Annotated in this window: 22 protein-coding genes and 1 pseudogene; 11 read left to right on the forward strand and 12 right to left on the reverse strand. The window is 72.9% G+C overall.

Annotation, left to right across the window (positions count from 1 at the left end; translation table 11 throughout):
• The first annotated feature begins 46 nt into the window (after nucleotides 1–46).
• Entirely contained in the window at nucleotides 47–529 is a 483-nt protein-coding gene (locus IW256_RS30915) for an SRPBCC family protein (RefSeq protein WP_197014310.1), read from the forward strand.
• Here the strand turns inward: IW256_RS30915 and IW256_RS30920 are convergent.
• Complete coding sequence (locus IW256_RS30920) at nucleotides 487–3675, reverse strand: AfsR/SARP family transcriptional regulator (protein WP_197014311.1); 3189 nt, start codon at nucleotides 3673–3675, stop codon at nucleotides 487–489. The genes IW256_RS30915 and IW256_RS30920 overlap by 43 nt on opposite strands.
• A gap of 59 nt (nucleotides 3676–3734) precedes the next feature.
• Between IW256_RS30920 and IW256_RS30925 the strand changes: the two genes are divergently transcribed.
• Nucleotides 3735–5225 (forward strand): MFS transporter, encoded by a 1491-nt coding sequence (locus IW256_RS30925; protein ID WP_197014312.1) that lies wholly within the window; start codon nucleotides 3735–3737, stop codon nucleotides 5223–5225.
• A gap of 138 nt (nucleotides 5226–5363) precedes the next feature.
• On the opposite strand, the gene IW256_RS30930 is transcribed toward IW256_RS30925, so the two are convergent.
• The 4 genes from IW256_RS30930 to IW256_RS41620 all read right to left on the reverse strand — a co-directional run bounded on the left by IW256_RS30930 (nucleotide 5364) and on the right by IW256_RS41620 (nucleotide 10603).
• A complete protein-coding gene (locus IW256_RS30930) occupies nucleotides 5364–7520 on the reverse strand; it encodes a peptidoglycan recognition protein family protein (RefSeq protein ID WP_197014313.1) in 2157 nt (718 codons plus the stop codon).
• A gap of 119 nt (nucleotides 7521–7639) precedes the next feature.
• A complete protein-coding gene (locus IW256_RS30935) occupies nucleotides 7640–9262 on the reverse strand; it encodes a RecQ family ATP-dependent DNA helicase (RefSeq protein ID WP_197014314.1) in 1623 nt (540 codons plus the stop codon).
• A 204-nt stretch (nucleotides 9263–9466) separates the two neighbouring features.
• Nucleotides 9467–10501 carry a threonine aldolase family protein gene (locus IW256_RS30940; RefSeq protein WP_197014315.1) on the reverse strand — a complete coding sequence of 345 codons (1035 nt, stop codon included), beginning with the start codon at nucleotides 10499–10501 and terminating at the stop codon, nucleotides 9467–9469.
• Nucleotides 10502–10510: 9 nt separating this feature from the next.
• Nucleotides 10511–10603, reverse strand: a complete 93-nt coding sequence (locus IW256_RS41620) for an SDR family oxidoreductase (protein WP_197016660.1) — start codon at nucleotides 10601–10603, stop codon at nucleotides 10511–10513.
• Nucleotides 10604–10770: 167 nt separating this feature from the next.
• Between IW256_RS41620 and IW256_RS30950 the strand changes: the two genes are divergently transcribed.
• Complete coding sequence (locus tag IW256_RS30950) at nucleotides 10771–13074, forward strand: transketolase-like TK C-terminal-containing protein (RefSeq protein ID WP_197014316.1); 2304 nt, start codon at nucleotides 10771–10773, stop codon at nucleotides 13072–13074.
• Between the two features lie 152 nt (nucleotides 13075–13226).
• Here the strand turns inward: IW256_RS30950 and IW256_RS30955 are convergent, their stop codons facing one another.
• From IW256_RS30955 to IW256_RS30965, 3 genes are read right to left on the reverse strand one after another with little or no spacing between them, the layout of a single operon-like run.
• Nucleotides 13227–13604 (reverse strand): STAS domain-containing protein, encoded by a 378-nt coding sequence (locus IW256_RS30955; protein WP_197014317.1) that lies wholly within the window; start codon nucleotides 13602–13604, stop codon nucleotides 13227–13229.
• The gene (locus tag IW256_RS30960; RefSeq protein ID WP_197014318.1) at nucleotides 13601–14692 is read right to left on the reverse strand and encodes a cobalamin B12-binding domain-containing protein; all 1092 of its coding nucleotides are present in this window, start codon (nucleotides 14690–14692) and stop codon (nucleotides 13601–13603) included. The genes IW256_RS30955 and IW256_RS30960 overlap by 4 nt, the downstream gene beginning before the upstream one ends.
• Nucleotides 14689–16320 (reverse strand): PP2C family protein-serine/threonine phosphatase, encoded by a 1632-nt coding sequence (locus IW256_RS30965; protein ID WP_231404001.1) that lies wholly within the window; start codon nucleotides 16318–16320, stop codon nucleotides 14689–14691. The genes IW256_RS30960 and IW256_RS30965 overlap by 4 nt, the downstream gene beginning before the upstream one ends.
• A 291-nt stretch (nucleotides 16321–16611) precedes the next feature.
• On the opposite strand from IW256_RS30965, the pseudogene IW256_RS30970 reads away from it, so the two are divergent.
• The 6 genes and pseudogenes from IW256_RS30970 to IW256_RS30995 all read left to right on the forward strand — a co-directional run.
• A pseudogene (locus IW256_RS30970) lies at nucleotides 16612–16989 on the forward strand (NUDIX hydrolase); the annotation flags it as partial.
• 316 nt (nucleotides 16990–17305) lie between these two features.
• Nucleotides 17306–17890, forward strand: coding sequence for an RNA polymerase sigma factor (locus IW256_RS30975; protein ID WP_197014319.1), 585 nt, complete (start codon nucleotides 17306–17308; stop codon nucleotides 17888–17890).
• Between the two features lie 3 nt (nucleotides 17891–17893).
• The gene (locus tag IW256_RS30980) at nucleotides 17894–18562 is read left to right on the forward strand and encodes a hypothetical protein (RefSeq protein WP_197014320.1); all 669 of its coding nucleotides are present in this window, start codon (nucleotides 17894–17896) and stop codon (nucleotides 18560–18562) included.
• A gap of 73 nt (nucleotides 18563–18635) precedes the next feature.
• The gene (locus IW256_RS43175; protein WP_197014321.1) at nucleotides 18636–19007 is read left to right on the forward strand and encodes an IS1096 element passenger TnpR family protein; all 372 of its coding nucleotides are present in this window, start codon (nucleotides 18636–18638) and stop codon (nucleotides 19005–19007) included.
• A 30-nt stretch (nucleotides 19008–19037) separates the two neighbouring features.
• Complete coding sequence (locus IW256_RS30990) at nucleotides 19038–19868, forward strand: maleylpyruvate isomerase family mycothiol-dependent enzyme (protein ID WP_197014322.1); 831 nt, start codon at nucleotides 19038–19040, stop codon at nucleotides 19866–19868.
• A gap of 218 nt (nucleotides 19869–20086) precedes the next feature.
• Nucleotides 20087–20299 carry an ATP-binding protein gene (locus IW256_RS30995; protein WP_197014323.1) on the forward strand — a complete coding sequence of 71 codons (213 nt, stop codon included), beginning with the start codon at nucleotides 20087–20089 and terminating at the stop codon, nucleotides 20297–20299.
• Nucleotides 20300–20569: 270 nt separating this feature from the next.
• On the opposite strand, the gene IW256_RS31000 is transcribed toward IW256_RS30995, so the two are convergent.
• From IW256_RS31000 to IW256_RS31010, 3 genes are all read right to left on the reverse strand, one after another.
• Nucleotides 20570–21556 (reverse strand): NAD(P)-dependent alcohol dehydrogenase, encoded by a 987-nt coding sequence (locus IW256_RS31000; RefSeq protein ID WP_231404002.1) that lies wholly within the window; start codon nucleotides 21554–21556, stop codon nucleotides 20570–20572.
• Between the two features lie 217 nt (nucleotides 21557–21773).
• Nucleotides 21774–21998: a helix-turn-helix transcriptional regulator gene (locus IW256_RS31005; RefSeq protein ID WP_197014324.1), complete on the reverse strand. Its 225-nt coding sequence runs from the start codon at nucleotides 21996–21998 to the stop codon at nucleotides 21774–21776.
• Nucleotides 21999–22000: 2 nt separating this feature from the next.
• The gene (locus tag IW256_RS31010; protein ID WP_197014325.1) at nucleotides 22001–22420 is read right to left on the reverse strand and encodes a hypothetical protein; all 420 of its coding nucleotides are present in this window, start codon (nucleotides 22418–22420) and stop codon (nucleotides 22001–22003) included.
• 260 nt (nucleotides 22421–22680) lie between these two features.
• On the opposite strand from IW256_RS31010, the gene IW256_RS31015 reads away from it, so the two are divergent.
• A complete protein-coding gene (locus tag IW256_RS31015) occupies nucleotides 22681–23328 on the forward strand; it encodes a class I SAM-dependent DNA methyltransferase (RefSeq protein WP_197014326.1) in 648 nt (215 codons plus the stop codon).
• A gap of 49 nt (nucleotides 23329–23377) precedes the next feature.
• Here the strand turns inward: IW256_RS31015 and IW256_RS31020 are convergent, their stop codons facing one another.
• Nucleotides 23378–23617 (reverse strand): hypothetical protein, encoded by a 240-nt coding sequence (locus IW256_RS31020; RefSeq protein ID WP_197014327.1) that lies wholly within the window; start codon nucleotides 23615–23617, stop codon nucleotides 23378–23380.
• A 36-nt stretch (nucleotides 23618–23653) separates the two neighbouring features.
• Here IW256_RS31020 and IW256_RS43180 point away from each other — a divergent pair, with 36 nt between their 5' ends.
• Nucleotides 23654–24085 (forward strand): GIY-YIG nuclease family protein, encoded by a 432-nt coding sequence (locus IW256_RS43180; RefSeq protein WP_420535430.1) that lies wholly within the window; start codon nucleotides 23654–23656, stop codon nucleotides 24083–24085.
• The last annotated feature ends 22 nt before the right edge of the window (nucleotides 24086–24107 follow it).

Genomic DNA, 24107 nt, shown 5'->3' on the forward strand with positions numbered 1-24107 from the left:
CGTCCGCGTTGGAGGCCAACCGCCGTCGACCGAGAGGACGAGACCGATGCAGACCGCCGAGTTCGAGATCATCCGTGGCTTCGACGCTCCCCGCGAGCTCGTGTACGCCGCCTGGACCACCCCCGAGCGGTTCGCCCGCTGGTTCGGCCCCCGGATCTTCGTCACCCCCGCCGACCGGGTGCTCCTGGACGCCCGTCCCGGCGGCGGCTGGACGGCGACCATGATCGGCGACGGGGGTTTCGAGGTCACCCTGAGCGGCACCTACCGCGAGGTGGACGGGCCGGGCCGGCTGGTGTTCACGACCGGCGACCCCGACCATCCCGGCGACGAGCCCGCCTCCGTCGTCACCGTCACCCTCGACGAGGAGGGGGGCGGCACGACCATGCGGTTCCACCAGTTCGGCGTCAACACCGGCGCCGAGCACGCCGAGCAGGCCAAGGCCGGGTGGGTCGAGTTCTTCGACCGCCTCGCCGAGCACCTGGCCGCTCAGAGCACGGCGTCGAAGTCCTCCGCGCGGCCCCGGGCGTAGGCGGCGGCGAACGCCTTGTCGCCCAGCGCGGCCACGATCCCGGCGGTGATCCGCCGCACCTCGTCCTCGTCGGTACGGCTGATCGGGGTGCGGTGGTCCTCGCGGGCGGCGGCGGCCACGCCCAGCAGCCGGGCCCCCTCCTCGGGAGCGGACACGGCGGCCAGCGCTTCGACGGTGAACGCGGTGGTCCGCGGGTCGCCGATCTTCCTGGACATGGCGAACGCCTCCAGGAACAACTCCCGCGCCCCCTCCGCGTCACCGCGGAACTCGTACAGGAACCCCAGCTCGATCAGGGTGGACGGGAGGTGCAGGGCCGGTTCGCCGTCGCGCGGGACTCCGTCGAGCAGGTGGTTCAGGTGCTCCTCCGCCTCGTCGAGCAGTCCCGCCCGGCGGGCCGAGTAGCCGTACCCCATCCGCGCGAAGACCTGGCCCTCGCGGTAGCCCTGCCCGGTCGCCAGGCGCAGCGCCCGGCCGCACCGCTCCATCGCCGTCGCGTAGTCGGCGTCGTTCATCGCCAGCCAGCCCAGCCAGCACAGCCGCCGGACGGCGTCGGGCCACAGGCCCATCTCCTCGGCCAGCCGCAGGCCCTCGGTGAACGAGGCGACGGCCCGCTCGTTCTCGCCCCTGATCTCGGCGAGGCCGCCCAGCCACTCGGTGGCCTGCAGCTGGCCCCAGCGGTCGCCCAGCTCCCGGAAGATCGCCTCGCTCTCGCCGCCGGTCCGTTCGAGGACCTCCAGGTGGCGCAGGGCGTAGGCGTCCATGGCCTGCCTGGACAGCGCCGCCGCCACGCCCCACCGGTCGCCCGTCTCGCGGAACGTGGCCAGCGCGGCGTCGGTCAGCTCGCGGCCGGACGGAAGGTCGGTCATGCCGAGGCCGAGGAACCACTGGGCGCGGGCCCGGTCGCCGGGCTCGGCCACCTCCTCCAGGTCCTGGAGCGCGGCCTTCCAGTCGGTGTCCTGGCCGAGCAGCAGGGTGAACCCGGCGTGCCACGCCGCCGCCTTGGCCCGTTCGGCGGCGAGCGCCCCGGGGCCGGCGGCGGTCGCGGCGGCGGGCTCGGCGGGCTCGGACGTCGCGGCGGGCGCGGCGGCCAGCGCGGCACCCAGTGCACGGTGCCCCTCGGTGAGCCTGCCGCGCAGGAACCAGTACCAGGCCAGCGCGTTCACCAGGCGCAGCGCGGCGGCGGGCGGGGCGGCGTCGAGCGCGGCCCGCAGGTTCGCGGCCTCGGCGTCCAGCCGCCGCATCCACCGCGTCTGCTCGTGCCCGCGCAGGTGCGGCTCGGCGCGCACGGCGAGGTCCGTGTAGTAGGCGACGTGGGCCTGCCGTACGGTCTCGGTCTCCGCGGCGTCGTCCAGGCGGTGCAGGCAGTACGCGGCGACCGACTCCAGCAGCCGGTAGCGCATCCCGGCGGGACCGTCCACGGCGACGACCAGGGAACGGTCGACCAGCCGCGCGAGGACGTCCATGACGTCGAACTCCGGCCGAGCCCCGGCACCGTCCGCACCGGCCGCGCCGTCCGCGCCGTCCGCGCCGTCAGCACCGGCCGCGCCGGTCAGGCCGCACACGGCCTCGGCGGCGTCCAGGCCGCAGCCGTCCGCGTGCACCGCCAGGCGCCGCAGGACGACCCGTTCGGCGTCGGTGAGCAGCGTCCAACTCCAGTCGATCATCGCCAGCAGGGTCTGCTGCCGCGCCGGCGCCCCGCGCTGGAAGCCCGCCAGCAGGCGGAACCGGTCGTCCAGCCGGGCCACGATCTCCTGGACGCCCAGCGCCCGGACCCGGGTCGCGGCCAGTTCCAGGGCCAGCGGGATGCCGTCCAGCCTGCGGCACAGCTGCGCGACCGCCGCGGCGTTGCCGGTGTCGAGGGTGAACCCGCGGGCGGACGCGCTCGCGCGGGCCAGGAACAGCCGTACGGCGTCGGCCTTGGCCACGGTGAACAGCTCGGTCTCGTCCGGCACCGCCAGCGGGGGGACGCTCCACAGCACCTCCCCCGCCACGTTCAGCGGCTCCCGGCCGGTCGCCAGGACCCGCAGGCCGGGCGCCGCGCGCAGCAGCCGCTCGGCCAGCTCGGCGGCCTGGTCGATCACGTGCTCGCAGTTGTCGAGGACCAGCAGGAGCCGCCGCTCGCGCAGCGCCGCGACGAGGCGTTCCATGGTGCCCGCCGAGTCGGCGCGGATGTCGAGCGCGGTCAGGACGGCCTCGGCCAGGGACGGCGTGTGCCGGTCGTAGGGGGCCAGCTCGACGACCCACGTCCCGTCGGGCCAGGCGTCCCGGACGGTCCGCGCGACCTCCAGCGCGAGGCTGGTCTTGCCCACCCCGCCCGTCCCGGTGAGCGTGACCAGCCGGGCCTCCTCCAGCAGGCCGCCGATCTCCGCGACCGCCTCGTCCCGGCCGATGAGGGGGCTGAGCGCGGCGGGCACGTTGGTGGGGGGACGCTCGTCCGGGCCGCTGAGGTCCGGGTCCTGGCGGAGGATCCGCCCGTACAGCTCGGCCAGTTCGGGTGAGGGGTCGAGGCCCAGCTCACCGGCCAGCCGCTCGCGCAGATCGCCGTAGGTGGCGAGCGCCTCGCTCTGCAGCCCCCTGCGGTAGAGGGCCTTCATGTGAACGGCGCGGAGCCGTTCGCGCAGCGGGTGCTCCGCGACCAGTTCGGCCACGTCGACCGGCTCCCCCTTGGCGAGCCGGGCCTCGGCGTGGCTCTCCAGGGCCGACATCCGCGCCTCCTCCAGCCGCGCGATGACCGGCTGGAGGAACTCGGCGTCGGCGAAGTCGGCGAACGGGGCGCCGCGCCACAGTTCCAGCGCCTCGGCGTACCGGCCCTCCCCGGCCAGCCGCGCGAACCGGGCCGCGTCGACCGCGTCCGGGCCGGCCTCCAGCGCGTAGCCGGGCGCGCGCGACACGACCAGGTCCTTCCCGCCCGGCTCGGCGTCCTGGAGGGCGCGGCGGAGCTGGGACACCCGCACCTGGAGGGCGGCGACGGGGTTGCCGGGCGGCTCGTCGCCCCACAGGTCCTCGACCAGGCGGTCGGCGGACACCACCCGTCCCTCGTGGGCCAGGAGGTCGGCCAGCAGCGCGCGCACCTTCAGCCCGGGAACGGTGACGGCCTCGCCCGCGTCCGTCCAGGTCGTGACCGGTCCGAGAACTCCGAAGCGCATACGGGCGACCTTAAGGGCATGGAAAGGATGCCTGAAGGGGCTTTCGGCACCTTACGTGCATGAACACTGATACTTCAGCACCCCCCGCACGCGCCGGACGGCGCGAATGGGTGGGGCTCGGCGTCCTCGCCTCCATCGCCCTGCTGCTGTCGGTGGACGTCAGCGTCCTCTACCTGGCGCTGCCGCACCTGAGCTCCGGCCTCGGCGCGGACGCCACCGAACAGCTGTGGATCATGGACATCTACTCGTTCATGCTCGCCGGCTTCCTGGTCACCATGGGGACGCTCGGCGACCGCATCGGCCGCCGCAGGCTGCTGCTGATCGGCGCCGCCGCCTTCGGCGCCCTGTCGATCGTCGCCGCGTACTCGACCAGCCCGGAGATGCTGATCGTCGGCCGCGCCCTGCTCGGCATCGCCGGTGCCACGCTGATGCCGTCGTCCATGGCGCTGATCCGCAACATGTTCCACGACCCGGGGCAGATGAACGCCGCGATCGGCCTCTGGTTCGGCTGCTTCATGATCGGCATGGCCTCCGGTCCCCTGGTCGGCGGCCTGCTGCTGGAGAACTTCTGGTGGGGGTCGGCGTTCCTGCTCGGCGTCCCGTTCATGCTGGTCGTGCTGTTCTTCGGCCGGACGCTGCTGCCCGAGTACAAGGACCCGGACGCCGGGAGGCTCGACCTGGCCAGCGTCGCCCTGTCCATGGGGGCCATCCTGCCGACCATCTACGGCCTGAAGGAGATCGCCCGCACCGGCCTCCACCCCGTCCCGGTCCTCGCCATCGCCGCCGGGATCGCCCTGGGCGTGGTCTTCGTCCGCCGCCAGCGGCGCCTGGCCGACCCGATGGTGGACCTGCGGCTGTTCGGCGACCGCGTGTTCTCGGCGACGCTGGCCATCCTGCTGCTCGGCGGGATCGTGATGGCCGGGACGACCCTGATGTCCACCCTGTACCTGCAGGCCGTCGAGGGCCTGTCGCCGTTGAAGGCCGGCCTGTGGCTGGTGCCGCAGAACATCGCCATGATCATCGCGCTGGGGGCCGGGCCCGCCCTGGCCAAGCGGATCCGCCCCGCGTACGTGATGGCGGCGGGCCTGGCGATCGCCGCGGCCGGGCTGGCCGTGCACACCCAGGTGCCCGCCGACGGCGGCACGCCCCTCCTGGTGACCGGGCTGGTCATCACCTCCGCCGGGATCGCGCTGCCGATGGCCCTGGGGAACGGCATCATCATGGCGGCGGCGCCGCCGGAGAAGGCCGGTTCGGCCGCGTCCCTGACCGAGACCAGCGGCGAGTTCGGCGTCGCGGTGGGCGTCGCGCTCCTGGGCAGCCTCGGCACCGCCGTCTACCGCGGGATGCTCCCCGAGTCGCCGGAGGCGGTCCGGGAGAGCGTCACCGCCGGGATCGCCGGCGCCCGCCACCTCCCCGAGCTGCTGGACTCCGTCCGCACGGCCTTCGCCGGCGGCCTGCACGCCGTCGCCGGGGTCGGCGGGCTGATCTTCCTCGCCCTGGCCGCGATCACCCTGGTGACCCTGCGCCACCGCGCCCCCATCACCGGCTGACCGGAGGGAGCGTCCACCGGAGGGAACGCGCACCGGTGGGAGCGCGCACCGGCGCGAGCGCGCGTGTTGACTTGCGGCGAGTTGTCGCCTCGGAGCCGTCCGGGGCGACAACTCGCCGCACGTCAACGCAGGTACGGGCTAGCGGATGTAGGCGATGCCGTCGATGCCCACGGTCGGGCGGCCCGAGGTGCCCGCGACGACGATCTTGATGGTGTGCTTGCCGCTCGTGCTCCACGTCCGCGTCCAGATGAGCTGGCGGTACGCCGTGGTGGAGGCCCGGGTGTCGAGGGTGCCCAGCTTGACTCCGTCGACGTAGACGTGGACGGCGCCGAGGTTGCTGGCCCGCTTGACGATGAGCCCGGCGGTACGGCCGGTGAACGTCCAGCTCGCGCCGGCGCCCTTGGCGCTGCTGTAGAGGCCGCGTCCGCCCAGGTACGAGCTGGTCGTGGTGGTCTTCCAGGTCCCGGTGCGGACGGCGCTGGTCTCGTGGATCAGCGCGGACGTACGGGAGGCCGTGGAGGCGGCGGTGTTCCCGGCGGCGTCGGTGGCGAGCAGCGACCAGTTCTGCGCGGTGCCCGGCGTGGACGTCGCCGCCCAGCTCGTCGTGGCGGTGGTGAAGGTCTTGGCCGCCGGCGAGGTCGCCTTCAGCCCGGTGAGCAGGGTGTTGTCGGCGACCTTCCAGGAGAGCGTGACGGGCACCGCGGTCAGGTTGACGGTGGTCCGGCGCAGGTAGAGCGTCGACGGCGTGCCGAAGACCGGCGCGGACGCGTCCGCGGTGACCGGGTACTCGGTGGACTCGGCGGTGGTCCCGTCGGTGCCCTTCGCGCGCAGGCGGACGGTGTGGGCGCCGGGCGCGAGCGTGACGGCGGCGGACGTCGCGGACGGGTCGGGGCGGGCGGCGACGGCGCCGTCCACCAGGACCTCGTACGACGCCACGGTCGCGGGCTCCCAGCCCAGCGTGACCGCGCTCTTGGTGTAGTACCGCGTTCCCACCTTGTTCGCCCCGGTCAGGGTGGTGGCGAGGGTGGCGGGCGCCGTCCCGTACTCCTTGGCCGCGGTACGGACGGCGCCGAGCTTGCCGTAAAGCTGGTCGCCGGGGCAGGCCGTGGCGAAGCCGTCGCGGTGGCCGCTGATGGTCTTGAAGGAGACCTGCGTCCCGTACGGGTACTTGCCGCCGGTGCCGTTGGGGGCGAGCGAGGTCAGCGTGGTGGTGCCGGTGGGGTCGACGCCGGTGAGCCCGAGCTTCCACGCGGCGACCTTCGCGGTGCCGTCCAGCGCGGCCTGGGCGGGCGCGACGCCGGGGGTGGTGGGGTCGTTCGAGGCCGTGTACGTCCCGAGCACGGCGATGCCGGTCGTGTCCGTGTTGAAGCCGTAGGTGTGGGCGCCGTGGACGGGCCGGTCGGCGCCCCCGGCCCGGCCCTCGAAGACGGTGCCGCACTTGTCGACCAGGAAGTTGTAGCCGATGTCGGCCCAGCCCTGGCTCTTCACGTGGTACAGGAAGACCGAGCGGACGACGGCGGCCGACTGGTCGCAGGTGTAGTCGTTGCCGGTGTTGGTGTGGTGGACGAACGCCGCCTTCACCGCCGTGTCGTAGGTGGGCGGCTCGGTGACCAGCGACTCGTCCGCGCCCCACTGGGAGCGGGCGACCATCGCGGGACGGGGCGCGGCGGCGGTCTGCACGGTCTGCGCGGTCCGCGCGGTCTGCGCGGTGGTCGCCGCGGCGAGCCTGACGTCCATGGCCCCGGCGGTCCCGGCGGCGCCGGTCGTTCCCGTGGTGCCGGTGGTCCGCGGGGCCGGCGCGCTCCGGCCGGTGCCGGGGTCGATCAGGTCGACCCGCAGCCCGGCGGGGAGGGCCTTGCCCGCCACCCGTACCTCGACGCCGTCGGACGGCCCCACCCACAGGGCCGTGGTGCCGCCCCGGCCGCGCGGGCCGGTGTTGTCGGGGGCGTCGGCGGTGTGCGTCTCCAGGGCCCGCCACCGCGACCAGGCGCCGGACGCGGCGTCGCGGGTGCGGATCCGCACCGTTCCCTCCAGCTCCGTCCGCGGCCGGTCCCACGTGACGCCGAGCAGGCTGAACGGCTCCGACGGCGCGGCGGGCAGGCCCCGCACCTGCTGCCCCGCGCCCCGCGCCGCCACGTCGCCGGGCAGGTCCCGCAGCGCGTGCGCGCGGACCTTCCCGGGATCGGGCCGGGTGGACGACAGGGTGGCGGTGGAATCGTCGGCGACGAGGTACGTCACCGTTCCCGCGGTGATCGCCGCCACCGCGCAGACGCCTATGAGGGTACGCCCGAGCATGTATCTCCGTTCCGGACACGACCAGGGCGGGGGGCCGCCGGACGGCGGGGGAGCCAGGCCTGTCAGATCTCACCTTCAACAGCGCCGGGTCCCCTCCCGGTGTTACTGGCCGGAAGGTGTCACCCGCCGCGCGGCGCGCCGCCGGCCGGCGCGCGGGTGAGAAGGTCGTGGTCGAGCACCGCGGCGACCAGCAGTTCCTTGTAGCCAGCCTCGTCGAACAGGACGGTCACGCGGTCGTCCTCACCGGCCACGATCACTCCCGGCCCCCATTCGCGGTGCCGGACCCGGGCGCCCATCGGGAACGCGACGTTGTCGGCGTGCCGCTCCGCCCGCCCGCCCAGGCAGACGTCGCAGTGCCCGCAGGGGAGGTCGCGGGGCTCGCCGAAGTAGCGCAGCAGGAAGCGTCCCCGGCAGTCGGACAGCTCGCAGTAACGGCGCATCATCTCGATCCGGGTGCGTTCCACCGAACGGCGCCGTTCGGCGAGGCTCAGCGCGCGGGCGACGCCGTCCGCGGTGGACGGGGCGTCCGGGACGGGTTCGACGCGGCGGCGGATCCGCACCATGCCGGCCTCATGCAGAAGGTCGAGCAGGGCGGTGAGCCGACGGGGCGACAGCCCGGTCCGTCCGGCCAGGTCCCGGCGGCGGACCGGCCCGGCGGCGACGGCCTCGCAGATCGCGGCCAGGTCGTCCTCTGCGGGCAGGCCGCCGGTGAAGAAGCGCGGGAGGGCCAGGTCCTCGGGCCGGTAGAAGCACACCGCCGCGGCCCCGGCGCCGTCCCGCCCGGCCCGTCCGATCTCCTGGTAGTAGGAGTCGAGGGACTCGGGCACCTGGGCGTGCAGGACGAACCGCACGTCCGGCTTGTCGATGCCCATGCCGAACGCCGTGGTCGCCACCACGATCCGGAGGTCGTCGTTCATGAACGCCTGCTGGACGCGGTCGCGCTCGCGGCGGCGCATCCCGGCGTGGTACGGCGCGGCCGACTCCAGCCGGCCGGCGTACCAGGCGGTGTCCTTGCGGGTGGCCACGTAGACGATGCCCGGCCCCTGGAGGTCGCGGGCCGCGTCCACGACGGCCTCGTGGCGCCGGCCGGTCTCGTGCACCGTCCGGACCGACAGCCGCAGCTCGGGCCGGTCGAACCCGCGCACGACCTGGGCCGGATCGCGCAGCCGGAGCCGTTCGGCGATCTCGGCGCGGACCGGCGGGGCGGCCGTCGCGGTGAGCGCGGCGATCACCGGGCGCCGGGGCAGCGCGTCGAGCACCGCCCCGATCCGCAGGTAGTCGGGCCGGAAGTCGTGGCCCCACGCGGAGATGCAGTGCGCCTCGTCGACGGCGACCAGGCGCGGCGGGGCCGCCCGCAGCACCTCCCGCACGTCCTCGCGGACCAGCTGCTCGGGCGCCATGAAGACGAACGCCGTCGCCCTCTCGCCCAGCGCCGCCATCGCGCGCTCGCGGCGGGCGGCGCCGGTGGCCGCGTTCACGACGTGCACCCGTACGCCCCGGCGGCGCAGCGCCAGCGCCTGGTCGCGCTGCAGGGAGACCAGCGGGGAGACCACCACGGCGGGACCGCCCAGGACCCCGGCGGCGATCTGGTAGATGGCCGACTTCCCGCTGCCGGTCGGCAGCACGGCCAGGGTGTCGCGGCCCTCGGCCAGGGCGCGGATCGCCTCGAGCTGGCCCGGCCTCGGCTCCAGCCCCAGCATCTCCCGGGCCACCGCCGCGATCCGCCGATCGATCCCCCGCATCCGTTCCCTCCGTCCGGGGGACGGACGGTGGCTGCTCCGCCCGGCGGCCGTACCCCCGCGTTGAACTGCCCATTCGCGGCGAACGCACACGTCCCGCCCGGACCGTCCACCGGGGGCGGGGGCGGGAGCGGGCGGCAGGAGCGGGAGCGGGGGCGTGAGCGGGCGGCGGCAGGGCGGCTCGGCCGGTGGGCTCAGCCGGTGGGCTCAGCCGGTGGTCAGCGCCTGGACGGTCCGGGACGCGGCGTTGTGGACGTCCACCACCGAGTGGCCGAGGTGGGTGACGGCGCGCACGACGGTGGGGTGGTGGGCATTGGACCACAGGACGCCGTGGGAGCGGAGCCGGGCCAGGGCGGTGTCGCGGTCCAGGCCGAGGGACGCCAGGTCGAGGAGGACGAAGTTGGTCTCCACCTGTGCGGGATCGACCGGCAGGCCGGCCTCGGCGAGCAGGCCGGCCAGCGTCCGGGCGTGCCCGTGGTCGTCGGCCAGGCGGGTGAGGTTGTGCCGGAGCGCGTACCGGGCGGCGCCCGCCAGGACGCCGGCCTGGCGGAGCGACCCGCCGAGCATCTGGCGGATCCGGCGGGCCGGGGCCAGCACGTCGGAACGGCCGACCAGGGCCGCTCCGGCCGGGCAGCCGAGTCCCTTGGAGAAGCAGACGGCGACGGTCCGCGCCCGCTCGGTGATCCGGGCGGGCGGCACGTCCAGCGCCGCGGCGGCGTTGAAGAGGCGGGCCCCGTCGATGTGGACGGCCAGGCCCAGTTCGGCGCAGGTGTCGTAAAGGCCGTCCAGGGCCTCCAGCGGCCACACCCGTCCGCCCGAGGCGTTGTGGGTGTTCTCCACCAGGGCCAGAGCGGTCCGCGGGCGGTGCTCGGAGTCCCGGATCTGGGCGACGTCCCGGACCTGGTCGCCGGTGAACACCCCGGCCGACCCCGCCAGGCCGGTGACGACGGCGCCCGCGAGGAAGGCCGGGCCGCCCGCCTCGTAGCGGAACATGTGGCTGTGCCGCTCCCCGACGATCTCCTGCCCGCGGGCCACCTGGCACAGCGTCGCGATCTGGTTGGCCATGGTCGCCGAGGGGACGAACACGGCCGCCTCCTGGCCCAGCAGCCCGGTCAGGTCGTCCTCCAGGGCGAGGACGGTGGGGTCCTCGCGCCGCTGCTCGTCGCCGACCTGAGCGGTGGTCATCGCGTGCAGCATGCCCTCGGAGGGCAGCGTCATCACGTCCGAACGCAGGTCGATCACAGTGGTCCCCTATCCGGCGAGATATCCGCCATCGACGACGATCCGGGCACCGGAGACGAACGAGGCCCCCGGTGAGCAGAGGAGGGCGACCACCTCCGCGATCTCCTCGGGGCCCTACGGGTTAAGCTCTGCGGTGTTCGGCCAGGACCTCGACCGTACCCTCGCGGTGGCCGGCCGGCTCCGCGCCGGACAGGTCATGTCGACGAGGGCGATCCAGTCGATCCCCATCGACCTGACCCCGCCCTGGCGCTGAGGCAAAGGAGCCGACGATGAACGAACCGGTGGCGACGGCCGCGCGTTCCGGGGTGATCGAGGAGATCGAACGCCGCGTGCTGTGGCTGGCGACCTCGATCGTCCACCACGCCAACCGGGTTCGGCCCAACCCGTCCGGGCTGAAGGTGGGCGGGCACCAGGCGTCCTCGGCGTCCATCACGTCGATCATGACGGCGCTGTGGTTCCGGCACCTGGGGCCGGACGACCGGGTCTCGGTCAAGCCGCACGCCTCCCCGGTGCTGCACGCGATCAACTACCTGCTCGGCGAGCTGGACGCGTCGTACCTGACGTCCCTGCGCGAGTTCGGCGGGCTGCAGAGCTACCCGAGCCGCACCAAGGACCCCGACCCCGTCGACTACTCCACCGGGTCGGTGGGCATCGGGGCCACCGCGCCGATCTGGGGCGCGATCGCCCGCCGGTACGCCGACCGCGTGGACGGCGGGACGCCCGCGGGCCGGCAGTACTCCCTGGTCGGCGACGCCGAGCTGGACGAGGGCGCGGTCTGGGAGGCGATCCTCGACCCGGGCGTGGCCGAGCTCGGCGAGATCGTGTGGATCGTCGACCTCAACCGGCAGTCGCTCGACCGGGTCGTGCCGTACCTGGCGGCGCACCGGCTGCAGGGCATGTTCGCCGCCGCCGGGTGGCAGGTGCTGACGCTGAAGTACGGGCGGCTGCTGGAGGAGCTGTTCGCCCGCCCCGGCGGGGACGAGCTGCGCGCCCGCATCGACGCGATGTCCAACCCCGAGTACCAGCGGCTGCTGCGCTGCGGCGCGGACGAGCTGCGCGACCGGCTGCCCGGCGGGAGCGAGCCCGTCGCCCGGCTGGTCGCCGACCTGGACGACGCCACGCTGCTGGCCGCCCTGCGCAACCTGGGCGGGCACGACCTCGGCAGCCTGACCGGCGCGTTCGAGGCGATCGACGACACCCGGCCCACCGTGATCTTCGCCTACACGGTGAAGGGGCACGGCCTGCCCAGCGAGGGGCACCCGCAGAACCACTCCTCCCTGCTCAGCGCCGACCAGATGACCGGGCTCGCGGCCCGGCTCGGCGTCGACCCGGACGCTCCGTGGGCCCGCTTCGAGGACGGCACGGAGGCGGCCCGGCTGTGCGCCGCGACGGCCGCGCGCCTGCGCCGCGAGCCGCCCGCGCCGCAGGCCCCGCCCGACCTGCCCGCCGACATCGGCCGTACCCCCAAGGGCACCGCGACGACCCAGGCGGCGCTGGGCCGGCTGCTGCTCGACCTCACCCGGGAGGCGCCCGAGGCCGCCGCCCGCGTCGTGACGGTCAGCCCGGACGTCAGCTCCAGCACCAACCTGGGCGGCTGGGTGAACAAGGTCGGCGTCTGGTCGACCTCCGAACGCCGCGACTGGTTCGCCGACGACGCCGAGACGATCCTGCACTGGCGGGAAGGGCCCACCGGCCAGCACATCGAGCTGGGCATCGCCGAGACCAACCTGGTCGGGCTGCTGGGCGAGCTGGGCGCCACCTGGAGCCGCTGGAACCGCCCGCTGCTGCCGATCGGCGTCCTGTACGACCCGTTCGTCGGCCGCGCCCTGGAGCCGTGGTCGTTCGGCATCTACGCGGGCGGGCAGTCGATCCTGATCGGCACCCCGTCCGGGGTCACCCTGGCCCCCGAGGGCGGCGCGCACCAGTCCATCGTCACCCCGTCGATCGGGATCGAGCAGCCGGGCTGCGTGGCGTACGAGCCCGCGTTCGTCCTCGACACCGAGTGGACGCTGCTGGCGAGCCTGGCCCGGCTCGGCCGTCCCGACGGCGGCTCGGCCTACCTGCGCCTGTCGACGCGGCCGGTGGACCAGACCCTGGCCGCGGTGCCGGCCGACCCCGCGGCCCGGGAACGCCGCCGCCGCCAGGTGGTCGCGGGCGCCTACCCGCTGCGCCGCGCCGGCCGTCCCGCGGTGACGCTGGCGGTGATGGGCGCTCCGGCCCCCGAGGCCCTCGCCGCCGCCGACCGCCTCGAACAGGCCGGCCTGGGCGCGGACGTGGTGTGCGTGACCAGCCCGGGCCTGCTCTTCCAGGCCCTCCGTTCCCGGCAGGGCCTGGACGACGGCCCGAACTGGATCCTGGACCAGGCGTTCCCCGCCGCGCGGGCCACCCCGCTCGTCACCGTCCTGGACGGGCACCCGCACACCCTGGCCTTCCTCGCCGGGGTCAACAACGTGCCCTGCGCCACCCTGGGCGTCACCGGCTTCGGCCAGTCCGGGTCGATCGAGGACGTGTACCGCCACCATGGCATCGACGCCGACTCGATCGTCCGCGCCGCGCTGGACCTCGTCCCCTGACGGTCAGGACGTCCCTGGCCGCTTGACGGTCAGGACGTCCCTGGCCGCTTGACGGTCAGGACGTCCCTGGCCGCTTGACGGTCAGGACGTCCCTGGCCGCTTGACGGTCAGGACGTCCCTGGTCACTTGACGGTCAGGACGTCCCCTGACGGTCAGGACATCCCCTGGTCGCTGTGCTGCGACTCCTCGGCGGGCTCACCGGTGAGGTGCCGGAGCGTCCCGGTGATGTCCAGCATCCGGTTCAGCCGGTCGCCGCGGCCGTCCAGGTGCAGCCGGACGGCGGCGGCGTCGGCGCGGCGGCGGACCATCAGCAGCACCGACAGTCCCGAGGAGTCGCACAGGCGCATGCCCGAGCAGTCGATGTGCAGGTCGCGCAGCTCCTGCTGGTCCTCCAGCCGGTGCGCGACCGCGGTCAGCAGCTCGCCGGCGGTGGAGTAGTCCAGGTCGCCGTGGACGGCCACGCGCAGCGTGTGGGGGTCCGGGCCGGTGGTGACGAGACGGAGGGGAGAGGAGGGGAGGAAACCGGTCATGCCTGCTTTCCGGGGTCGGGGGCGGCCTGCTGTACGGCGTCGCGGCCACGGGCGAGGAGGTCCCGGGCGCGGGGGAAGTCGGTGAGCCTCCCGGCCAGGAGGTCGAGGGCCGGCAGCAGGCTGTGCGCGGGGACGTCGCGCGCGGTGAGGATCCCGGCCGTCCAGCCCAGGAACCAGGTGAAGAGGTCCGCGTCGTCCAGGTACAGCGCGGTGGCCAGGAAGTCGACGATGTGGGCGATGTCCTCGGCGGTGCGCAGCAGCTGCTGGTCGGTGTAACCGGCCAGCGCCGGGAACCGGTGCCGCAGGTCGTTCATCGTGTACCGGACCAGCTGCGGGGCCGCCCGCGTCACGTAGGTGTACTCCTGGTCGCTCAGGTGCGGCAGGTCGTCGATGGCCTGGTGCGTCAGCACCGGCGCGGGCAGCGGGGAACGGGCCAGCCGGTCGGCGGCGGCGCGGGCGTCGGGCGCCCAGGCGTCCGCCCCCAGCAGCCGCGCGTACCGTCCCTCCGGGCCGAAGGCGGCACCGCCGACCAGCACCGGGGTGCCGGTGGCCTGGCAGGCGGTGATCGCGGCGTGCGCCGCGGGCAGCCGGGTGGCGATCGAGGACGACAGCGCCACCACCTCGGCGCCGGTCCGGTGCAGGTGCGAGATCAGATGCTGGGTGGGGACCTGGGCGCCCAGGTAGTCGACCTGCCAGCCGCGCAGCCGCAGCACCTCCGACAGGATCCGGGCGGGGAACGCGTGCCACTCGCCGTCGATGCACGCCACCGCGATCCGTCCCGGACGTTCGCCGGCCGGCGCGCCGTGCCGCCCGCGGACGTTCGGGTGGTGGGCGAGCGCGGCCACCACGCGCTCGTTCACGGCGGTGGCGGTGTGCTCCTGGGCGACGCTGATGCGGTTGGCCGCCCATTCGCGGCCCACCCGCGCCTGCACCGGGGCGAGCACGTCCAGCAGCAGCTCCTCGGGGTCGAGCCCGCCGTCCAGCGCCCCCAGGGCGGCGTCGACGGCCGCGTACTCGTCGCCCGCGAGGGCCGCCTCCCACAGCTTCTCCGCCCAGGCGTCCAGTTCGGCGTGCGAGCCGGCGGTCATGCCGTGAACCTCCCCGGTCCGTGGCCCCCGACCGCGCTGAGCCGGAACCGGCGGGGAGCGGTGATCGCGATCACGGCCATATCGTCGTGCTCGCCACCTCCTGCCCACTGGGAGGCCAACATATGCACGCGCTCGACCATCGCCTCGGGCGGCATCCCCCCGCACTCGGCCAGCGCCGCGCGCAGCCGCTCGTCACCGAACATCTCGTCGCCCAGCGGCCCGCCCACGGCCTCGGTGATCCCGTCGGTGTAGAGCAGGCAGGTCTCGCCCGGCTCCAGCATCACCGTGGCGGTGGTGGACACGACCTCGTCCAGGACCCCGATCAGCGACCCGCGGGTGTCGGCGGCCTCCACCCGCCCGTCGGCGCGCACGATCAGCGGCGGCGAATGCCCCGCGCTGGTCAGCCGTACCCGTACCTGGGAGCCCTCGACGCGCACCGAGGCCAGCACCAGGGTGACGAACCGCGTGCTGTCGGTGTTCAGCAGGACCCCGTTGATGATGCCCAGCACGCGCTGGTGGTCCTGGGCCAGGGGAAGCAGCGCCTGGAGGTTGTTGCGGATCTTGCCGGTCAGTACGGCCGCTTCCAGCCCCTTGCCGCACACGTCGCCCAGCACCACCAGCGACTCGGCCTCGGCGTCGTCACCGGTGGCGGGGTACAGGTCGTAGAAGTCACCGCCGACGCGGTCCCCGGCCCCGGCCGGCTGGTAGCGGGCCGCCAGCTCCACCCCGTTCAGGTCATGGGTACGTGGCGGCAGCAGCTCGCGCATCAGCGTGTCGGAGATGGACGCCTGCTCCGCGTACAGCCGGGCCGCCGCCATGGCCGCGCCGGCCCGCGCCGCGAACAGCCGCGCGAACACCTCCTCGCCTTCCGAGAACCCCTGGCCGCCCTCGTTCCCGCGCCGGCGCAGCAGGACCAGCGCACCGGCCGGAACGCCGTGCCCCGGCAGCGCCGTCACCACCATCGCGCCCAGCTCGCCCACTTCCTCACGGGTCACCCACCCGGGAGCGACGGCCGGGTCGATCCAGCGCGAGGGCACCGGCGGGAACCCGCGCAGCGCCTCGGCCAGACCCGGCAGGTCGGCGGGGTCCACCATCAGGTTCTGCCGATCCACCCGCCCGTCGGGACCGCAGTAGGTGACCGGGTGGGCCCTGCCCGTCCTGGGCGTGATGACCAGCGCCGCGTCCGCCAGGTACTGCGCGGCCAGCCGGGCGGTCACCTCCATGCACCGTTCCAGGTTCAGTGACGACAGCAGCTCGTTGGACGCCTCGGCCAGGAACGCCGTCCGCTCCCGTTCGATCTCCAGCTCCCGCGCCAGCCGCTGGTGGTCGGTGACGTCGAACAGCCACCAGTCCACGGCCCCGTCCAGCGGTGACGGGGACGCCTCGAACGACCGTTCGCCGATCGCCCCCCGCACCGGCGCCGGGGCACCATGGGCCCGTACGAGCCAGCCCGGCGCGACATCGGCCAGCCGAGCCCCCGGTTCCGCCCGCAGCAGGACCCGCGCCGCGTCGTTGAGATGCGCGACGACACCGGACGCGTCGACCGTCAGCGCGGGATAGGGGGCCTGCCGCCACATGGGCGCGAGCACCTGCTCTTGAGGACCGTGAGGGCTGTGCGTGAGTTCCATAAATCGAGCCTGCGGCGGGACTTTCCTTCCGTGGATGAAAACCGCTCTAACGGGGATCTATCTCTTGTCACTGTAGTCACTCGACGATATTTGTCGAGCGGCAAGGATCACATCCGCCCCAGATTCCCCCAGCTCAGGACCCGCCCGCGGACCGAGCCGCAGGCCCGACTTCCGCGCCGCCACTGTCAGGCCGACGTGTCATGGTCCGTCCAGGCCACACCGTCCAGAGCCGAAGGGAAGGGCCCCATGACACCGGCTTCACCGCCCGCCAGATGAGCGGTCTCGGTCAAGGGAGTCGTCATCGATCACGACGGCCGCGTCCTGCTCCTGCGAAATGAACGCCGGGAATGGGAACTCCCCGGCGGACGCCTGGAATTCACCGAGACCCCACCGCAGTGCGTCGTCCGCGAGATCGCCGAGGAGACCGGCTGGACCGCCGAGGCCGGCCCGCTCCTGGACGTCTGGGTGTACGAGCCGCTCCCCGGCGCCAGGGTCCTCATCGTCACCCACGGCTGCCACGTGCTCGACACGACCGTCCCGCTCCGGCTGAGCCACGAGCACAAGGAGATCGCCCTGTTCACCCGGGAAGAACTGCCCGGCCTCGTCATGCCGGACGGCTACAAGAGATCCATCCACACCTGGTACGACCGCGCCCCGACGCCCCGCTGAACGCCCCGTCGGCGACCCGCCTGGGAAAGGTCCGGCGGAAACCGAAACGAAGCCGGGCCTGAGCAGGCCTCTCGCTCGCTTGGCGCGACGGTTCGGGTCGGCTTACCTGCGGCCTTACTTCGTGGCTATCCGCGATTGCTTACCCCCACAACACGACCTGTAACCACCTTGTCGTCGGTCGACTACCTCCATCCGAAGGGCGTCCAGCCTGCCTCGATGCCCTTCCGGCGATAGATATCGACCGCTCCCGTGAAGGCGGATCGAGTAGGCGGGCAATAACGAGTGTCAGCGGCAGTGACACGGAAGGTGCCGATGCATGACCGCCCCTGTTCCCTCGTCCGCGGTGCCGGCCAGGGCGCCCGTGGAGCCCAGCGACGCCGCGGTGATCGTGGCGTCCCGTGATGATCCTGAGCGGTTCTCGGAGATCTTCGACCGGTACTTCGTGGAGATCCACCGCTACGTCGCGTCCCGTTTGGGGGCCGCCTCGGCCGATGACGCGGCCGCCGAGACGTTCCTGACCGCCTTCACTCTCCGGCACAAGTACGACGCCGGACGGCCGCAGGCCCGCGCGTGGTTGTACGGCATCGCCACCAACCTCGTCCGGCGGCATCGCCGTACCGAGACACGGGCCTACCGGACGATCGGACGCGCGACCGCCGAGACCGACCACGCCGATCGGGTGGCCGAGATGGTCAGCGCGCAGCGGATGCAGCCCCGGCTGGCGAGGGTGCTGGCGGGCTTGGGGGCGGGAGACCGCGACGTCCTGCTGTTGATCGCGTATGGAGACCTGAGCTACGAGGAGGTCGCGCAGATCCTCGGTATCCGCACCGGGACGGTCGGTTCCCGGCTCAACCGCGCGCGGCGCACACTGCGCAAGGCACTCGAAGGGGACGTGGAGTAACTCATGGACGAGATGCAGATGCTGCGGGAGTACCACGACTCCCGTCCCGGTCCGTCGCCCGAGGTGGTCGCCCAGGCCCGAGCCCGGCTGGACGAGAAGACGCGGACGCGGGAACGCCCCATCCGGGTGCGGCGGCAGCGGTACGTACTGGGCGCGGCGACCATCGGCCTCGCGGCGATCGTGACCGTGCCGCTGAGCACGATCGGCGGCGAACCGGGCGGTGACCAGGCGTACGCGGCCGAGCGCCTGCCGGACGGCCGGATCAAGGTGACGTTGCATGACCTCACCGGCCCACCCGAGGTCGTCCAGCGTCGGCTGGACGGGGTCGAACGCGAACTCGCCGCGCTGGGGACCAGGGCGGACATCACTCTCATCCCCTTCCACACGCGATGCTCCATCTCCCCGCTTGGCGATGTCGACTGGGAAACGAACAGGTACGCGGACGCGGTGAACGACGGGTGGCACCTCCCCGACAGGGACAGGCGCGCGGTCTTCTACGTGCACCCTGACCGCATCAAGCCAGGGAACACTCTGGTGTGGACGCTCTCCCTGGACCGCGGCAAGAGCTCGTCGGCATGGAAAATGCACTCGTATCAGGTACGCGGCCCGGTAAAGCCCTGCAATCCCGTCCCCGTTGGCCAACCGAGGGTCCGGCCTGGCGAGGGTGACTGATCCGGCCCATCCCTCGCCCGTGTCTGGGCAAGTGCGCTGGCAACACCACACACGCGATTAAGGCCTCCCGGCGGTGGGCCAATGGCGCCTCGCCGTTCCCGGTACCGACGCCGCGCGAGGGAAGTTCTGGTGCCACGTACCAGATCAAAGTCCAGTTGCGCGGGGTGGCCAGGGGCAAGGGGCATGCCCGCCCGAAGACTGCGGCGGCGTCTGGGGATACGAGCGGCTGAAAGACACGCTGTCCGCCCCGGACGCCGCGCGGTACCGGACCACCTCGTTCAACGCCGCCGCAGAGCCGGTTCGCGAGGGGCGGACGCTGACGGTGCAGGGCAAGCTGAGCCGGTACGTGGGCGGGTGGAAGCCGTGGTCGGACGGGACAGGACGGTCCTGCCGCTTCCGGACCTGCCGCCCCCAGGACGTTGCCACCGGCCGGAAAACCGCTTGAGGAGAAGGCGGCGGTCGGTACGGTCACGTAATGGTGATCTTCGGCCCGGCCATCGACGTCCGTCCGCTGTTCCCACGCGAACGGCAGGCCATGCTCGACCTGCTCAGGGCCCTGAGCCCCGCCGAGTGGGCCATGCCCACGGTGTGTCCCGGCTGGGACGTGCACGACGTCGTCGGTCATGTGCTCAACGACCACATGCGGCGCCTGTCGGGCAGCCGAGACGGGTACGGCGGCGCGAGATTCGCCGACGATGAGACGCTTCCCGCCTATCTGGCCCGCACCAACGAGGAGTTCGTCCGGGCGTCCCGCCAGCTCAGCCCCCAACTGATGATCGAACTGCTGGATCACCTGGGACCACGGCTCGACGCCGTATGGGCGGCACAGGACCTCCACGGCACAGCCGACCTGAACGTCTCCTGGGCCGCCACCGACATCGACAGCCCCGCCTGGCTCGACATCGGCCGCGACTACACCGAGTTCTGGGTTCACCAGCAGCAGGTGCGCGACGCGGTCTCCGTTCCGGGCGCCGTTGAACCCGATCTCATGGCTCCGGTTCTGGACATCTTCGCGCGCGGCCTGCCGCACGCCTTGCGTATGCACGACCGCCCTGAAGGCAGCATGGCGCACCTGGAAGTACTCGGCCCGGCGGGCGGGCGGTGGGGCGTGGTCCGGCAGGACGCACGATGGCGGATGACCCGCCCCTTGGGGGAGCCGGCCGCACACGTCTCGATGGACCAGGACACCTTCTGGCGGCTGGCGACCAGAGGCATCACCGTGGAGCAGGCCCGTCAGCGATCGACGGCGAGCGGCGACGCGGAGCTCACCGCGGCCATCACAGCCCTCCTCGCGGTAGTCGCCTGAGGGTCTCTGCCTGGCGTCAGCCTGCGATGGCGGGCACGGTCTCGGGCGCGGTGCGGCGCACCCGGCTGGGCGTCGGGCGCCGGGGTTTCGGATCGTGAGGAGACCACAGCGGAGCTTGGACAACAGGAGGACGGGATCGTCCGGGTCTTTGCTGTCCCGCACCTCCGCCACATCGGCGACGTTCCCATGAATGATGCAGCCAGGGGCCGGGCGGCGACGTGACGTTCCGGATCGGACGCACCGACGACGGCGCGCTGTGGATGGAGGTCCAGGACGCGACCTGCGACCTCCCGTACATGCAGGAGACCGACACCATCAGCGAGGCGGGCCGGGGCCTGTTCATCGTCGACCAGTACTGCCGCTGCTGGGGCGTCCGCCCGCTGGCCGGCAACGTCGGCAAGGTCGTCTTCGCGGTCCTTGACGCGGTATGAAGACCAGCGGAGGGGCGTTCCCTCCCCGTCCGCCCTTCTACTACCTACCGGCCGGACCGCCCCCCTGCCGGGGCCCCGTAACGCATCGGAGTTCATCGTCCTGGGCGCTGCGTTGCCCGTCTTCCTGGCAGGCCGTTTCGGCAGGTTTCGAGTCCCCAACCATTGGATGGCGCGTGAGAAGGCGTCCGCGACCGCGCATCCGCGTAAAGGTCCGCGGCTCGCCGGACGCGCGGGACGTGGGCACTTCCCCTGCGCCCGCGGCGGGACTGTTCAGATGGTGATGGCGATCTTGCCGGCGGGTCGGCCGGTCTTGAGGTAGTCGATGGCGTCGGCGGTTCGGGCGAGGGGGTAGGTGCGGTCGAGGGCCGGGGTGAGGGCGCCGGAGTCGATGAGGTCGGCCAGGGTGTGCAGGTCGGCGGCGGGCTCGGTGGACATGAGGCCGGTGAGACGCTGGCCGACGAAGGGCGACAGCAGCATCGCCCGGATCTGACGGTCGGCGCCCTGGAGCGCGCGTCCGCCTCCTGGCCCGCCGACGATGACGAGCGTGCCGCGGGGGGCGAGGGCGCGGCGTAGCCGGGTCAGGGGGCGCCTGCCGGCCGTGTCGAGGATGAGGTCGTACCGGTCGGTGCCGGTGGTGAAGTCCTCGCGGGTGCGGTCGATGACGCGGTCGGCGCCGAGGGAACGGACCAGGTCGGTCTTCGCGGTGCGGCACACGCCGGTGACCTGCGCGTCGTAGGCCTTGGCGATCTGGACGGCGAAGCTTCCCACGCCGCCGCCGGCGCCGGTGACGAGGACCCGCTGCCCGGCGGTGAGCCGGCCGGCGTCGCGCAGTCCCTGGAGGGCGGCGCAGGCGGAGACGGGCACGGTGGCGGCCTGGGCGAAGGTGAGGGTGGCCGGTTTGGGGGCGAGCTTGTCCTGGTGGGTGCGGGCGTACTCGGCGTATGCACCGTCGCAGGTGCCGTAGACCTCGTCGCCGGGACGGAACCGAGTGACGTTGGCTCCGACGGCTGCGACGCGCCCGGCGACGTCCATGCCCGGGACGGGGTTCTTGGGCCGGCGCAGCCCGAAACCGGCGGCGCGCACCACATAGGGCAGGCCGGTGATGACGTGCCACACACCCTGGTCGACGCCGGCGGCCTCGACGCGGACGAGCACGTCATCGGCGCCGATGGTCGGGACGGCCATGTCGCGCAGTTGGAGTTGCGCCGGTGCGCAGTAGGTGTCGCGGGCGATCGCGACCATCGTCGTCTTCGTCATGGTCATCTCGTTCCAGGTCGGGGGGCTCGCGCGGCGGTCGTCGGAACGATGACCGAGGTGATCGTCGGGTTGGTCATGGGGGGTGGTCCTCTCGGATGAGGTGGGGTCGGGCCCGGCTCAGGCTTCGGTGGGGACGAGCCGGTTTCGTGGGGTAGCGGGTCGTTCTTGGGTGTGGCCTGCCGGGCCCGCGAGGCGGGGGCTCGCGCTTGGGAGCGGGTCAGGTGTCGGCGTCGGGGTAGCCGAAGACGTCGTCGAGCGGCACGTTGAACACCCGGGCGATCTTGAAGGCCACCTCCAGCGACGGCGAGTAGCGGCCCTGCTCGATGGCGATGACGGTCTGCCGGGTCACCCCGACGCGGTCGGCCAGCTCCGCCTGCGTCATCTCGCCGTTCGCGAACCGCAGCGCCCTGATCGAGTTCGTGACCTTCGTGGGTTTGACCATGGCTAGAACCCCCGGCGGTACAAGACGATCTTCACGATCGACGAGGCGAGCGCGGCCAGGACGAAGGCCAGGTACAGCGCGTTGGCGATCCAGAAGTGGGCGGCCTCCGCCATGGCCAGGGCGAGCGGGACGAGCGCGGCGATGCTCATGACGTAGAACCCGACGTACTCGCCCAGCCGGTGGATCTGCCGGTCGCGCTCGTCGGCCCGGCCGGCCTCCCTCGGCGAGGCGATGGCCGCTGCGATTCCGGCGACGATGCTCAGGCCGATCCCGGCACCGATGGAAATGAGCATCGGCCGCACGTAGGCGATCCGCGCGACGTCCGCGCCCGGCACCTTCGACAGGACGGTGACGAGGTAGACCGCGGCGACGCCGGCGCCGACCACGACGTAGATCCACGAACGTCTCTCTTCGGAGGACATGTCCCGGCTCCCATGTACAGAAAGTTTGACACGCTCAAAGTAAAACGCCCCAGACATGATGTCAATAATTCTTCACATGCCTCCCGGCCACACGCGCCGAACGAGCTGAGCCGCGGATCCGACCAAGCGGGGCGGACCGCGCGGCACTCGACGGCGACGATGACGTGGCGCCAGGGATGGAGGAGAAGCCGTGACCAGGCCGTATTATCAGCGCGACACTCGATCACTTGGCGCACGCCTGAAGGGGTTACGGTCCCTTGATGACCTGGTTGACTGATACCCGCGACTCTTACGACGCCATGGCGGCCGACTATGCCGAGGAGACCCGCGACCTGCTCGACAGGCGGCTGCACGTCCGCGCGGGCGTTGTGCTGTTCGCCGACCTGGTCCGCGCGATCGACGGCGGACCGGTCGCCGACGTCGGCTGCGGGCCGGGGCACACCAGCGCCCTGCTGCGGGAGCTGGGCGTGGACGCGTTCGGCATCGACCTGTCACCCGCCATGATCGAGATCGCCCGCCGCGAGCACCCCGGCGTGCGGTTCGAGGTCGGTTCGATGACCGAACTGGAGCTCGCCGACGACTCTCTCGCCGGTGTGCTCGCGTGGTGGTCGCTGATCTACATCCCGGACGAGGCGGTGCCCGAGGTGCTTGGACAGTTCCACCGGGTACTTCGGCCGGGCGGGGTGCTGGCCGTGGGATTCCACGTCGGTGACGAGTCGAAGATCGAGACGACGGGTGACGGCAACCAACGCGTGCAGACGTACGTGCACCATCGCCGACCGTCCCGCGTGGCCGACTGGATCCGCGAGGCGGGCTTCACCATGGAGGCGCAGCATCTGCTGGATCCGGACGGGCCGAAGCCCGGCGCGATCCTGTTCGCCCGCCGGCCCGCGGCACCGCCTCGGTAACCTCCGGAGGCAAGGCCCGCCGGGACGAAACTCCCGGCGGATGAGTGCGTCAACTCCTCGGCGTCAGGGGCCATGCGATCTCACCGATGCGGTTCTGGGGAGCGATCAGGACAGCCGGGCTGGCCGCCAGGGCCTTGGTTGCTACGTCGACGGCCTCCGTGGCGCCGCCCCGACCAGCAGTGGGAATACTGGGCAGATGGCAGAGAACGTCGATCCGGTCGACCGAGTAGCCGATCTGCTGTGCATCACGCCTGTCCGGCTCGACGTAGCCGTACCGGCGCTCCCCCAAGCGGAGGGCTTGTAGGCCTGGTGGGCGCCCGCCAAGGTGCTACCCGCATTCGGGGGACCGATCAATCCAAGCTTGTCCGACGAACGACTGCTTTACATCGGGAGGGCGCTCCGCCTGCGCGCGAGAATCGTCAGTGATCACCTGCTCCGCTCACGTAGCTCCACGCTGCGCCGCACGCTCGCTGGGCTACTGCAGGAAGCCAAGGGTTATCAGGCGATATGGACCGACCGCGTGGTGCTGGCGCCGAAAGACGAGCTTCGCCTAACGGAGTGGATGCACCAGCACCTGTCCTTAACCTGGACCCGGCAACCTCAGCCCCGGCAACTCGAAGCGCAGCTCATTACTCGCCTACAGCCTCCACTCAACGTCAGCGACTGTGCAGATACCGGCGACCGCGCTGCCGTACTACAGGCCCGAGCCGCCTTCCGTGCCAGCGCAGGGCCACGCCCCGAACATCGCGCACGGTAGGCGGTCTGGCGTGCGTTCGGCA

The sequence above is a fragment of the Actinomadura viridis genome (assembly GCF_015751755.1).
In the GTDB taxonomy this organism is placed as follows: domain Bacteria; phylum Actinomycetota; class Actinomycetes; order Streptosporangiales; family Streptosporangiaceae; genus Spirillospora; species Spirillospora viridis.